General features: G+C 56.0%; 12 protein-coding genes. 10 read left to right on the top strand and 2 right to left on the bottom strand.

Annotated elements, in window-relative coordinates:
• Positions 1-223: 223 nt before the first annotated feature.
• Together AC13CE_RS00360 and AC13CE_RS00355 are read right to left on the bottom strand one after the other, a co-directional pair.
• On the bottom strand, positions 224-544 hold the full coding sequence (locus tag AC13CE_RS00360) for a hypothetical protein (protein WP_482971097.1): 321 nt from the start codon (positions 542-544) through the stop codon (positions 224-226).
• A 323-nt stretch (positions 545-867) separates the two neighbouring features.
• Positions 868-1,332 (bottom strand): helix-turn-helix transcriptional regulator, encoded by a 465-nt coding sequence (locus tag AC13CE_RS00355; protein ID WP_482971096.1) that lies wholly within the window; start codon positions 1,330-1,332, stop codon positions 868-870.
• A gap of 355 nt (positions 1,333-1,687) precedes the next feature.
• Between AC13CE_RS00355 and AC13CE_RS00350 the strand changes: the two genes are divergently transcribed.
• From AC13CE_RS00350 to AC13CE_RS00305, 10 genes are all read left to right on the top strand, one after another.
• A complete protein-coding gene (locus AC13CE_RS00350; protein WP_482971095.1) occupies positions 1,688-2,650 on the top strand; it encodes a P-loop NTPase family protein in 963 nt (320 codons plus the stop codon).
• A 147-nt stretch (positions 2,651-2,797) separates the two neighbouring features.
• On the top strand, positions 2,798-3,640 hold the full coding sequence (locus AC13CE_RS00345; RefSeq protein ID WP_482971094.1) for a hypothetical protein: 843 nt from the start codon (positions 2,798-2,800) through the stop codon (positions 3,638-3,640).
• A gap of 284 nt (positions 3,641-3,924) precedes the next feature.
• Complete coding sequence (locus tag AC13CE_RS00340) at positions 3,925-4,353, top strand: hypothetical protein (protein WP_482971093.1); 429 nt, start codon at positions 3,925-3,927, stop codon at positions 4,351-4,353.
• A gap of 69 nt (positions 4,354-4,422) precedes the next feature.
• Positions 4,423-5,139 (top strand): hypothetical protein, encoded by a 717-nt coding sequence (locus tag AC13CE_RS00335; RefSeq protein WP_482971092.1) that lies wholly within the window; start codon positions 4,423-4,425, stop codon positions 5,137-5,139.
• A 129-nt stretch (positions 5,140-5,268) separates the two neighbouring features.
• Positions 5,269-7,722, top strand: a complete 2,454-nt coding sequence (locus AC13CE_RS00330) for a type I restriction-modification system subunit M (protein WP_482971091.1) — start codon at positions 5,269-5,271, stop codon at positions 7,720-7,722.
• Positions 7,719-8,930, top strand: coding sequence for a restriction endonuclease subunit S (locus AC13CE_RS00325; RefSeq protein WP_482971090.1), 1,212 nt, complete (start codon positions 7,719-7,721; stop codon positions 8,928-8,930). Before AC13CE_RS00330 ends, AC13CE_RS00325 begins: the two co-directional genes overlap by 4 nt.
• Positions 8,931-8,941: 11 nt before the next feature.
• Positions 8,942-9,346, top strand: a complete 405-nt coding sequence (locus tag AC13CE_RS00320; protein WP_482971089.1) for a hypothetical protein — start codon at positions 8,942-8,944, stop codon at positions 9,344-9,346.
• Positions 9,346-12,399 carry a type I restriction endonuclease subunit R gene (locus tag AC13CE_RS00315; protein ID WP_482971088.1) on the top strand — a complete coding sequence of 1,018 codons (3,054 nt, stop codon included), beginning with the start codon at positions 9,346-9,348 and terminating at the stop codon, positions 12,397-12,399. Before AC13CE_RS00320 ends, AC13CE_RS00315 begins: the two co-directional genes overlap by 1 nt.
• Complete coding sequence (locus AC13CE_RS00310; RefSeq protein WP_482971087.1) at positions 12,389-13,114, top strand: M48 family metallopeptidase; 726 nt, start codon at positions 12,389-12,391, stop codon at positions 13,112-13,114. The genes AC13CE_RS00315 and AC13CE_RS00310 overlap by 11 nt, the downstream gene beginning before the upstream one ends.
• A 9-nt stretch (positions 13,115-13,123) precedes the next feature.
• Positions 13,124-13,807, top strand: coding sequence for a heme oxygenase-like domain-containing protein (locus AC13CE_RS00305; protein WP_482971086.1), 684 nt, complete (start codon positions 13,124-13,126; stop codon positions 13,805-13,807).
• Positions 13,808-13,957 lie beyond the last annotated feature (150 nt).

Genomic DNA, 13,957 nt, shown 5'->3' with positions numbered 1-13,957 from the left:
AAATCACCCATCGATCGCGTGAGCGAAAATCCCTTCCTCGAAATAGGCTTCCACACCTCCACAGTCTCCACGCCTCCACACCCGTCATCGCATGGACTTGCGAAGCAATACCGAGCGACGATTCGCTGCACGATCCACACGGGTATCGATGAAATTAGCTTCCGCATAAAGATCGCCGACCGAGCATCATGGCGAGTTGTTGGTCGCAAATACCTGAGGCCTCTTACACGCTATATATCCGATGACCGGCGGCTCCCCATCGTCGCAGGAACTCTATAGTGTCGCGCACATTGTAGCCGCCGTCGCCATTCTCTTGAAAAAGCTTTTCAAATTCATCGGCGATCGCGAGTGCGGCCTCTGGCTCCAAGACAGCCTCATCGTTGATTCTATCATCTTCGCCAAAAGAACGCCAAGCGAGGTCTTCCTCCTCGATCCAACCGGTCTTTCGTTCTTCAATTCTTCGGGCCTCATTACGAACTGAACTGCAATTAACTGCTTCGATCGATTTTCCAGTTTTGTCCCGAACTTGATAGTATTGGCCCATAAATTATCTCCATTTCACTTCTATTAAGCAGGCAATTTTCTAAATATTCTTTCGAGCGGAAATGACCTCCTTAAGCTCATCACCATGGCGGTAGATCGTCGTCGGGGCGGGGATCGGAGGGGCGGCGGATAATCTTCGGCTCCTGTTCCACCCACCTGATGAGGGACTTCGCAGGCACGAACCTCTTTCCCCTTGCCCTCTTCCTCCGCTTGCCATTCTTTGGTGTATTCCTTGGGCGACGCTCGCAGGGCCGCTCCTCAAATGCGTCGCGGCGCTCATACCATGGGACATATCGTCGCCGAGGTCTCGACCAGTCGAGGTTCCTACCCATGCTCATCCGTCACTTCGTCAGCGCGGTCAAAGCCAGCGTATTTCACCTTGAACATCACCGCATCGCCTACGGAGTGAAACCAGAGCCGAACAGTATCGCCGTGCACTTCGAGTTTTTGGATAAGAGCAATGTCATCCTCTATGGTGACACTCCCATCATCATTCTGGAAGCGCTTGGGCTCTTTTAGAGTGGCACGGCGAAACGACCGAAATCCCATCTCAATGACGGCAGCATCTTCGGGATGCCGTCCTATCGTTCCGGCATTCTGCCGCCACCACGCATTTACCGCATCGGCATCCCACACCATTGCGCGCCCATCCCGGTCAACGGGTCGCGGAAATGGATGTCCGAGCAAACTGTCGGGGTCAGGGCAGTCGATTGTCGGATGCGATTCCATCCAGCGATAGATCGACTTCTTCGATGCGCCTGTGAGCGAAAGGAGGTCTTTGAGTTTCATATAGGGCCATTAACTATTGTGTGTCCTGACACACTACGCAAACCTCATACATCGGTCAATATATTTCGTAATTACAAGCTATATCAGATAATCAAGAGGGCCATGAAGAAACAAAGGGTCTTGACGCTGCCCTCTCGTGACCCTATAGAGTGATTCGGATGGCCATCCCGCCGCCACTTCTCGTGGTGGAAGTTCACCCACCGGGTGAGCACTCGATCTCCCACTGGGGGATCACAACCAACCTGATGTCACCCCACCGGGGCGTCATCATCAATGCGGCCTTCGGGCCAAACTACCATTCGCTCCCACTGGGGGCGCAATTGACCAAAGCAGGGTAGCTACCCTCACACGCGGGATGACGAAGATGACGACGAAACTGCGACCACCAACTAAGCGAGCACAACAGAAGTGGCTCGATGTGCCGAATACCAATCCAATCGCCCGACGCATGCGCGCTGCCGAGTTCAAGCTCGGCGACCTCGGCTCGACCGGAGGCGTCGGTCTTCGAGCCGTCTATCTCTGTGGGCCACCGGGAATCGGGAAGACCCACCAGATCATTGCTCAAGAGCGGGCATGGCGAGGCCAAGGGGTCGATCCGATCCGAGTGCGTCCGTCCAATGTGCGCGATCTGATCGATCACTTCGCCGAGGCAGACGGGCGTCGCCCTATCGTAATGGAAGAGGCCGACATCATTTTCCGGTCGAAGCCGATGTTTGAGGTGCTCAAGCAAGCGACCGACCCGCTGACCCCTGATTTTCTCTATCGCATCGTCGTGATCGAGAAAGAGAAAGTGCAAGTGCCGGTCAATCTCAATGTGCCCATCATAGTTTCGACAAACATGGACCTGACGAGCGACGATGGCTGGGACAAAGACCTCCTTCCTGACCGGGACGCCTTGTTCAACCGGTCGTGGCCTGTCGTCTTTCCTGACGATCCGATCGCGCTATGGGAGTGGAGCGTATATCTTGCTCTCACGACCTTTCTCACGATGGAGGTGATGCTCCGTCACCCCAACGGCGGACCTCCGATTCCTCAGGAAAATCCATTGGCGGTGCAGGCGCACGCGATCGAATGGTTCACCGAGAACCTGAACAGGCTTGCCGTGATCAGCCCGCGCACCTTGAAGTTCATCGCGCAATGTATGGGACGCGCTCACCGTGAGGATATGCCGGTGGCAATCATGCAGGACGAGCTTGAAGGGCTTTTGCTTCCGGAGCGCAGCGATCCGGTCGTCATTCCTCGCAATGAAAATTGGGCAGGTTTGCTGCGTTTTCTTCCAAAGCAGTCGCCACCGGCGCGCCTGTTGCGCGCGGCCTGATCCCCGCACTAACCATAAATACCAACGCCGTCGGGCATGGGCCGATGAGCGCTCACCGGATAAATAGCGAGGGCGAAAGTCCAACGCATGTTCCTGCGCGAGCGCCGTCGAGCCCAAGCCTCGGCGGCGCTCAATTGGAGAACATGCATGAACGATCACACCCATTCCTTCCTACGCCAGTTCGGAATCGACGAAGCCCCCGAACCGGGTCTCGGATCAAGCCCAAACATCGATATTTCTACGCAGGCCACACAAGCTTTCGACCTGCCGACAGCTTTCATCATGGTTGCCGAAGCCTGCAAACGCGATCCCGCGATGGCGCAGCGTCTGATCGACATGATTGGGATCGACAAGCTCGAAGCTGCAAAGGCCAACAAAGCCCCAGTGCGCATGCCCACCATTGGCATTCGAGCAATCGAAGTCGCGATCGGCTACACCGCCACCAAGCAATCAAAGGAAACCTCAACAGGCAAACCAAAGCGATTCCGGCCTGATCGAAGCAGGTTAGAGTATACCGTGAAAATCCAGATTTTCGGCCCGACATCACGAGGCTTGGGCGATCCATTCTGGACAGGGGCCACCCAGCTTCGCAGCCCGGAGAGAGCAAAGAAGGTCGCGCGATCGAAGGACTATCTGACCTCTCTTTCGAACGAATACGCCCAGTGGATCGAGGACGAGATCGCGCCTACTGCCGAGGCCAACGACATGATGATCGGCCTACTCGCCGACAAGAGAAAGGGTCAGGGCACCTACTTCCATGAGTTTCAGGTCATGTTGATCAACCGCAAGCAGCTTGAGGCCCGCAAGGTTGAATCTGCCATCCTCATTTCTCGGGACAACGACATCAACAGAGCGATCAAGCTTCCGAGATTCGACACCCAGACGAGTCAAGGCAAGCCGCTCGGTGGAAGCTTCATTCTTCAATCGCGGGGAATCGTCGGCTCAGGTGAGCGAGATGACTGGGCGACGGGACGGCTCACAATCACTTGATCCGAGTGGGCAATCTGTATGCATATGACCAATATAGAATCACTTATATAAGATATATGCATAGAGGTTGCCCACTTCGTGTGACCTCGTGCATGTCGCCATAAATGGCGGAACCCCGTCGCTTCGCGCCGGGTAGTTGTCTCTCTTCGAACACATCTATGCATAGAGATTGCCCACGCAATCCAGTGCTCGCCTCTCGGCTCGATACGCATATCCCGATCACACATCGGCCTCCCCTCGAAGGAAAAACTTTACGGATCGGCAAAATGTGAGATTTCGTCGTGATGGACGACATCACACAATATCGCTCGCTGGGCTGGGATTTCGACATGACCCTGTGGGGGAGCGAAAATTCGGCGCAGTTCTGGGAATACATCCTCGCGAACCCGCACAATCAGACGCATCACATCGTCACTTTCCGGACGGGCCGATTGTTCGATCGCATCTGGTTCGATCTGGCCAATTCAGGATGTGGCCTGCTTCCCTTTCATTTTCGCGGAGTGCATGGGGTGCCCGAAGAAATCTACGCGGCGTTCGTCGGCGGTCTCTCTGATGGAGACAGGTATCTCTACTGGAAAGGAGAAGTCTGCCATCGGCTTGGAATCGAGTGTTTGATTGACGACGCGTCGCTGGATGTTTGGCCGGGATGCGCACGCTACGACATCGCCTACGCCCATCCTGACCTAATCTGCTTGGATGCACCCTTTTGCTGAGGCACTTTTGCCCAGTGGCAACGGATGGCGCTCTTTGGTCAACGGTCTCTTTCGCCATATTGTGCGATCATGACGAAAGGAGTCGATCCTTCGAGCCGTGAGGGCCAACACTACAATTCGCTGGGCTATGCGACGCAAAGTCAGTTCGCAGATGATGGACGCGCCGATCCGGTAACTGTTTGGGCATATGCGGCCAATGGCGAGCGGGTGAGCATAGACGATGCGAAATCAGGTGGCGGGCAGGGGCTTTGCTGCGTCTGTGGCTCTGGACTGATCGCCGCCAAGGGTGAGGTCTACGCGCATCATTTCCGGCACCAAAATGGGGCGATTTGCCAAGCCGCATATGCCGCTGCGTTGCGCGCGTTCTTGTTGGAAACCTTTGAGTCCGCAAACTCCGTGAAGCTCCCGGCTTTCCAGTCCAAAATTGGATGGGCCTCGATCGCGTCCGCGAGCGAAGTGAACCACGAGTCAATCGCTCTCTGCGACCTACGATCAGATGACGGGCGGCGTTTACTGGTTGTCGCAACTACCAAGAAGCATCCCTTGGAAGAAGTCAGCGAGATGGCAAAGGCGGTAGATGTCTCCGCCATGTCTATCGACCTGCGGCGTTATCGCTCCATGGCTGACGAGGCCATTCGAGCAGCGATAGTGGAGCACGCACCTCGCACTTGGCTGCATTTCCGAGGGCGAAAACTGGCAATCGCCGAGACGCCAGTAGCGCCGAGAAACGAGCGGCTCGACCTGTCAGAGATTAAACGCCGCTTGTTTCCTGACATTTTCGGATAACCATTTCGACGATCAAGGAAGGGCAGACTTTTCAATTAACCCATAGTCGTTGCCTCGCGGAACTCGCCTCTTTAAGTCTGGTCAAAACGCGCGGTTTGCGCGTCTCATTTCAGGATCGAGGGTTCGAGGGTGGCGGTCAAAAAATCGCAGATTTATAGTTCGTTGTGGAAGAGTTGCGATGCGTTGCGGGGCGGCATGGATGCCTCGCAATACAAGGATTACATCCTCACCCTCCTGTTCCTGAAATATGTGTCTGACCGGGCGCTCAGCGACCCGAATGCCCAGATCGAAGTGCCCGAAGGATGCCACTTCGCCGATATGGTGAAGCTCAAGGGCACCAAGGACATCGGCGAAAAGATCGATGTGATCATTGCCAAGGTGGCCGAGAAGAACGGCCTTGCGGGCGTGATTGATACCGCGAAGTTCAATGACCCCGGCAAGCTGGGCGATGGCAAGGACATGATTGATCGGCTGTCCAAGCTGATGGAGATTTTCAGCCGACCCGAACTCGATTTCCGGAAAAACCGGGCCGAGGGCGACGACATCCTCGGCGATGCATACGAGTATTTGATGCGGCATTTCGCCACCGAGAGCGGGAAGTCGAAGGGGCAATTCTACACCCCGGCAGAAGTCTCGCGGATCATGGCCAAGGTCGTTGGAATCAACAACGCCGCGACACGCCAGCACACCATTTACGATCCAACCTGCGGATCGGGCTCCCTGTTGCTCAAGGCTAACGATGCCGCCCCGGACGGACTGTCGATCTACGGACAGGAGAAGGATGTCGCCACCTTCGCGCTCGCCCGAATGAACATGGTGATCCACAACTGTGCCGACGCCGAGTTGTGGCGCGAAAACACTCTGAGCAAGCCCTATCACAAGGGACCGGATGGCAAGCTCAAGCAGTTCGATTTCGTCGTCGCGAATCCGCCCTTCTCGGACAAGGCTTGGTCCACCGGTTTTGATGCCGAGAACGATGAGTTCGGGCGCTTCGCCTATGGCACTCCCCCGGCGAAGAATGGCGATTATGCCTACCTGATGCATGTGCTGGCATCAATGAAATCGACGGGAAAGGCAGTCGTCGTCATGCCGCACGGTGTGCTTTTCCGGGGTAACGCGGAGGCGGACATCCGCCGCGAACTGCTCAAGCGCGGCTACATCAAGGGCATCATCGGACTGCCTGCCAACCTGTTCTATGGCACCGGCATTCCCGCCTGTCTGATTGTCCTCGACAAGGAGCATGCCTCGTCCCGCAAGGGCATCTTCATGATCGACGCATCCAAGGGCTTCGTGAAGGACGGCAACAAGAACCGCCTTCGGTCGCAGGATGTGCACAAGGTCGTCGATGTCTTCCAGCGCCAGACCGATGTCGATGGTTACTCGCGGATGGTGCCGGTCGCGGAGATCAGCGCGAACGAGGGCAACCTCAACATCCCGCGCTATATCGATGGGTCTGAACCGGAAGACCTACAAGACATCGAGGCGCATCTTAAAGGCGGCATTCCGGAGCGGGATGTCGATGCCCTACAGGATTTCTGGGAGGTCATGCCCGGTTTGCGCAACGACCTGTTCGGCCCCGGCGATCGCCCCGGCTACCTCGCCGCGAAGGTCGAACCCGGCGAGGTGCGTGCCACCATCCATGCGCATCCCGAGTTCGAGGCTTTCGCTGCCGAAGTGCGCGGAATCGTCGCTGCTTGGCGTGATGCGAATATCGAAACGATGCGCGGTTTCGACAAAGGCCACCACCCTGCCGATCTGATCGATACCCTGTCGGAAGACCTGTTGGCCCGCTTTCGCGCTGCGACGCTGATCGACGCATACGACGCCTACCAGCACATCATGTCTTATTGGGCGGAGGTGATGCAGGACGACGCATACCAGATCACGGCGGAAGGCTGGGATGTCGCCAAGGTCTTGCGCGAACTGGTGAAGGATGCCGATGGCAAGTTCACAGAAGAGCCCGACCTTGTTCTCGGGCGTGGCCGTAGCGCGAAAAAGCTGAAAGCTGAGATCATTCCGCCTGCGTTGATCGTCGCCCGATACTTCGCGAAAGAAAAAGCAGAGATCGAGGCCCTCGAAGCCAAGGCAGAAGAGGTTGTCCCACAGCTTGCTGAGCTTGAGGAGGAGCACTCGGGTGAGGACGGTCTTTTTGCCGAGGCGATGTCGGATGCCGACAAGTTGACTGCTGCGAGCGTGAAGGCTCGGATCAAGGCAATCAAGAGCGATAGCGATGCAGGCGATGAGCGAGACGCGCTGACGCAATGGTTGAGCTTGAGCAACGAACAGAGTGAAGCTGCGCGAGCCGCCAAGGAAGCGCAGGATGAACTCGATGTGTTGGTAGCGGCAAAGTATGCCAAACTCCCAGACGAGGATGTGAAGCGCATTGTCGTGCACGATAAATGGTCAGGCGCGATTGCTGCGGAAATTGAGCTTGATCTGAATCGATTGGCTCAAGAGATAACCGCGAGAATACAGGCGCTAACAGAGCGTTATGCCGTGCCTCTCCCAAAGTTGAACTCTGCCGTTGCAGAACTTGAAGCGACAGTAGCAAAGCATCTTGAGCGGATGGGCTTTAACCTATGATCGAAGATGGGCACCTGCCGAGCGATTGGAAAATCAAGCCGCTCCCTGAGGAGCTTCAATTCCTCAGTGGGAAGGCGCACGAGCAGCACATTTCCGAACTTGGTCAATTCGTAGTCGTCAATTCGAAGTTCATTTCGAGCGACGGGAGAGTGCGGAAGCATTCCACACATAATTTTCAACCCGCCAAAACGGGCGACATTTTGATGGTGATGAGCGACCTGCCAAACGGCAAAGCACTCGCCAAAACATTCCTTGTTGACGAAGATGACCGCTATGCCGTCAACCAGCGAGTGTGCATTTTAAGAGCAAAATCCGGCGATCCTGAGTATTTTCGCTACCAACTCAACAGGGCTAAGTATTTTCTGTCGTTCGATGACGGCGTGCAACAGACTCACTTGCTAAATCGGGTCTTTGTGGAATGCCCCGTTGTGGTGCCGCCGTCGGTCCAAGAGCAGAAGTCAATTGCTCGTGTCCTCAGCGACATGGACGCATTGATCGCCTCATTGGACGCTTTAATTGCCAAAAAGCGCGATGTCCGACTGGGCGCATCCGAAAATATCTTCACGAGGCGATCCAGAACAGAATGCATTTCCGAACCGTGGCGTCCGTTCGCACTTAGGCATATCGGCAAACTATATGGTGGGCTTGCAGGTAAGTCTAAGGAAGACTTCGCAACAGGCGACGCCCGTTTCGTTCCGTTTTCTAATGTTGTTCAGAACGCTCGACTCGATCCATCGTGGCTTGAGAAGGTTGATATTCGATCGAACGAAACACAAAATGCAGTGCGAAATGGAGACCTGCTTTTCAATGGATCGTCAGAAACTCCTGAGGAGGTTGCTCTTGCCAGTGCGGTGCGCGGCATTCCAGACGATCAATCTGTCTATTTAAACAGCTTTTGCTTTGGATTTCGTCCTAATCGCAATGCAGATTTTTGTGCTGATTTTTGGGCATACTTATTTCGCAGTTCGGTTGGGCGAAGTGTAGTCTCTGGATTGGCGCAAGGATCAACAAGATACAACATTTCGAAAAAGGCGTTTCTTCAGAGCGAAGTGTTGGTCCCTTCTGTCTCCGAGCAACGCTCAATTGCGAGCACATTGACAGATATGGATGCGGAGATTGACAGTTTGATAGCGAAGCGCGCGAAGCTCTCCGCATTAAGGGAAGGCGGCTCTCAACAGCTTCTAACCGGCAAGATTCGGCTCGTTTGACAATGGATTGGTTGGGAACAGCAGTGCAGATTGGCGGAATTGTCGGCGGTCTGGCCGGGGGTGGCTCCGCGATATTCGCGTGGAAGGAATGGCAAAAGATCAATCGCAAGATTGCGATGGTCAATGATGCGGGGCTGGCCAGTGAGGTGCTACCCGCGTGGTATACGAGCCGAATGATGATGGACGACTGGATGTTCGGTCTCATCACCATCGACGGACGCATGATCGCAATCACCAGTATTACTTCCATCTCGGACAATGGAGAATGGATGGATGTCATGCTGGCTGCGCCCGGAGACGCCGCCAACCTGCCGAACAATTACGGACCAATCGTGCACGCCGTAGCTGATGATAGACGGCGAGCTTCGGTGAAGATCGCCAACATCGTCTCCGCAATCGATCTTTGGACAAGCTGATGTCAAAGGTCGGCCAGATCGAGCGCGCTACGCAAAACAGAGTGGTCAAACTCTTCCGACACACTCTGGAATATGAGTATCTCGGTAACTGGTGCGACCGGGAAAACAATCGCAACATCGAGCCCGATCTGCTCCGAAAATGGCTCGACGGTCGCTACGAATCCGATCTTATCACGCGAGCGATCGCCGAATTGCAGCGCGTCGCGGGAGACCAATCCCGCATCCCCTACGATGTGAATCGTTCCGTTTACGAACTTCTCCGCTACGGGGTTAAAGTCTCTCCCGGCGTGGGCGAGAACCACAAGACGATCCGGCTGATCGATTGGGCTAACCCCGAAGCCAATCACTTCGCTATCGCCGAGGAAGTTACCGTCGCAGGGGCTGACGCGAAGAGCAGCACCAAGCGTCCGGACATCGTTCTTTATGTGAATGGCATCGCTGTCGGCGTGCTCGAACTCAAGCGCTCGACCGTCTCGGTAGCCGAGGGAATCCGCCAGAACATCGACAATCAGAAGGCGATGTTCATCCGCCCCTTTTTCACTACCATGCAACTCGTCATGGCGGGCAACGATACCGAGGGGCTGCGCTACGGCACCACCGAGACGCGCGAGAAATATTACCTCCAATGGAAGGAGCCAGAGGAGGCTCCGGGTGCCCCTGCCAGTCCGCTGGATCGCGAACTCATCCATTTATGCCGCAAGGATCGCCTGCTCGAAGTGATCCATGACTTCATCGTTTTCGATGCCGGGACCAAGAAGACCTGTCGCCATAACCAGTATTTCGGGGTCCGCGCCGCGCAGGAAAGCATTCGCACACGGCAGGGCGGAATCATCTGGCACACGCAGGGCTCGGGCAAGTCGCTCACCATGGTGTGGCTGGCCAAGTGGATACGCGAGAATGTCGAGAACTCGCGCGTGCTCATCATCACCGACCGCACCGAACTCGATGAGCAGATCGAGAAGGTCTTCAAGGGCGTGGACGAGGACATCCATCGGACCAAGAGCGGTGCGGACCTGATTGCCCGACTGAACGACACCGGCCCATGGTTGCTTGGCTCTCTGGTTCACAAGTTCGGCGGCAAGGAAGACGCGGATGTCGACGCCTTCGTCGAAGAGGTGCGTCAGTCCCTCCCTCCCGGCTTCAAGCCGAAGGGCGACATCTATGTCTTCGTAGACGAGTGCCACCGCACCCAGTCGGGCGAACTGCATGCGGCCATGAAGTCGATCCTGCCCGATGCGATGTTCATCGGGTTCACTGGCACTCCGCTGCTCAAAGACGACAAGCAGACGAGCCTCGAAGTCTTCGGACCATACATCCACACCTACAGGTTCGACGAGGCGGTTGAGGACGGCGTTGTGCTCGACCTGCGCTACGAAGCGCGGGACATCGACCAAGAGATCACCTCGCCCAAGAAGATCGACCAGTGGTTCGAAGCTAAAACCAAGGGACTGAACGATCTCGCAAAAGCGCAGCTTAAGCAGCGCTGGGGCACGATGAAGGCGGTGCTGTCGAGTCAGTCACGCCTCGAAAAGATCGTGGCCGACATCCTCATGGACATGGAGTTGAAGGATCGCCTCGCCAGCGGTCGGGGCAATGCCATGCTGGTGTCGGGCAGCATTTACGAGGCGTGCAAGTTCTACGAGCTATTCGAGAAGACATCGCTCAAGGACAAGTGCGCGATCATCACCAGCTACAAGCCCGCACCCGGCGATGTGAAAGGTGAGGGTGATGGCGAGGGGCTAACCGAGAGGCTGCGGAAATACGAAATCTATAACCGAATGCTTGGCGACAAAGAGCCTGAGGAGTTCGAGAAGGAGGTCAAGAAGCGGTTCATTGAATCACCGGGGCAGATGAAGCTGCTGATCGTGGTCGATAAGCTGCTGACCGGATTTGATGCGCCGTCCGCGACCTATCTCTACATCGACAAAAAGATGCAGGATCACGGCCTGTTCCAAGCCATCTGCCGCGTGAACCGGCTAGACGGCGACGACAAGGAATACGGCCAGATCATCGACTACAAAGACCTTTTCCGCAGTCTGGAAGGGGCGATAACCGATTACACCTCCGGGGCATTCGAGGGTTACGACAAGGCCGATGTCGAGGGCCTGTTGGAGAACCGGCTCAAGAAGGCGCAGCAGCGGCTGACCGAAGTGCTTGAAGCAATCCGTGCGCTCTGTGAGCCTGTCCCGATGCCGAAGGATACGCCTGCATACCTGCACTTCTTCTGCGCTGAGGACACCTCGGACAAGGACGCGCTCAAGGAAAACGAGCCAAAGCGCCTGACCCTCTACAGGCTGACTGCTTCGCTGATTCGCGCTTATGCCGACATCGCCAACGACCTCGGTGATCTTGGCTATGACGAGAAGGCGGCTGCGGCCCTAAAAGAGGAAGTGGGGCATTTCGAAAAGGTGCGCAGCGAGGTGAAGCTGGCGAGTGGCGACTACATCGACCTCAAAGCTTACGAGCCTGCAATGCGACACCTCATCGACACCTACATCCGCGCTGAGGAAAGTGAGGTCGTATCGGCATTCGACGACATGTCGCTAGTCGAACTGATCGTCGATCGAGGTGCCGACGCGGTAAAGGCGCTGCCCGAGGGCATCAAAGGCAATAAGGAAGCGGCTGCCGAGACGATCGAGAATAATGTTCGCAAGCTCATCATCGATGAGTCACCGGTGAATCCGAAATACTACGAGCAGATGTCCGATCTGCTGGATGCGCTGGTCGAGCAGCGGAAGGCTGACGCTATCGATTACGCGGATTACCTCGCGAAGATTGTCGAATTAGCGAAGCAAGCAGCGAAGCCGGAAACGACCGGCAATTACCCTGCCTCGATCAATAGCGCAGCGAAGCGGGCGCTCTACGATAATCTTGGCCAAGACGAGGGCCTTGCCGTCGCGATCGACGAAGACATCCGCCAGACCAAGAAGGCAGACTGGCGTGGCAATATGTTCAAGGAGCGCGAAGTTCGGCGGGCCATCGAGCGGCACATTGCAGACGCGGCACTTGCCGACACAGTATTTGATCTGGTGCACAAGCAGCATGAGTATTGAGCGCCAGCATCTCGTGGTCGGGGAGATCGATGTCGAGGTGGTGCGTAAGCCCATCAAGAACCTCCACTTGGGCGTCTATCCCCCGAGCGGGCGCGTCAGGGTGGCGGCTCCGCCCAGCGTAAACGATGAAGCCATCCGGCTCGCAGTCGTCACCCGCATGGGCTGGATCAAGCGGCAGAAAAACAAGTTTGAGCAACAAGCGCGACAGAGCGAGCGAAATTATGTCTCTGGCGAAACTCACTTCCATTTCGGAACTGGGTATCGCCTTCGTTTGATTAGAAAGACGGGTGGAGCGACAGTCAGGATCAGAGGCGATCGCATTGAACTTACCGTCCCACCTGAGGCCGATCGGGATTTTCGCGAGAGAGCCTTTCAGCGCTGGCAGCGAGAGAAACTACGGGAACGGCTCGAACTCCTCGCCGATCGCTGGTCAAAAGCCCTCAAAGTTGCGCGCCCAGAGTCACGGATCAAGCGCATGCGCACCAAGTGGGGATCGTGCAATCCAGATGCCGGTCGCATCTGGATCAACCTTGAAATGGCCAAGAAGCCGCTTGCTTGCCTCGACTATTTGGTCTGCCACGAAATGGTTCACTTGATCGAACGAACCCATGGCGATCGGTTCATCGCGCTTCTTGACCGTCATATGCCCCGCTGGCGGGTGCTCCGCGACGAATTGAACGAGAAGCCTCTCGGGCCAGAGAAGTGGGGTCAATGAAAGGGTCGTATGGGCATTCCTTCAAATTATAGCCGAGAATTGCCCGAGCGCTGCCTGCACCTCATCGATCAACTTCTCCCTCAGGTCGAACAGACCTTCTTCCCCGGCCAAGACGGGGTAGGTCCACTCACCACCACCTTTCTACTGGCAATGGCTACGCCAATCATAGTGTTGCCGATCGAGCGAATTGAGCGACATCGAAGCGCGACTATCGAAGGCTACATCGATGATCGCAGCCTCGAACCGGAGTTGGCGGCGGCGGTAGATGACGCACTGGGAGGAAGGCCGTTTAGAAAATCCCCATTCTTCGAAACCGGGAAATGGCGGCTCGCGCGAATGCCTCACGCGGCGGGTCAGAATCTCGCCCGCTATTTTCCGCACACTCTGAGCGAAGTCTTGGAAACCAATGAGGCAGAGAAAGCTGCTTCGACGATGTGCGCGTCCGAATGGGCGAGTTCAATGCGCAACGCATTGGCTCATGGTGGTATCGCTTACTTGGATGCCAACGGACACCAGACCTACGGCCAGCGGGCTGAAAAGCTGGCCTTCGTAAGCGGACGGTATGGAAGCGACCGATTAGTTCCTACCGAACTTCGAGTTTTAACCATCGACGAACCCAGCTTCCTCTCTTTCTTGAGGAAATGGGTGGAATGGCTTCGCGAATCTGGCTTGTCGTTCGAGCTTGCAGCGTAGCGATAAGCCCTAGGGCGTAGACTCATTAGCGGCGATCCATAGGCGTGTGCAGAAGAGCTTGATGGCAGCGAGGAAGTTATCGCTTCGTTTGTCGTATCTGGTGGCCAAGCCTCTGGCGTTTTTGAGTTTCCCGAAGAAACGCTCGACCAG

The organism is Qipengyuania sp. B-5, from assembly GCF_056857815.1.
Note: the sequence above shows the minus strand (reverse complement) of the source record. Positions and strands in the feature narration are given on the sequence as shown.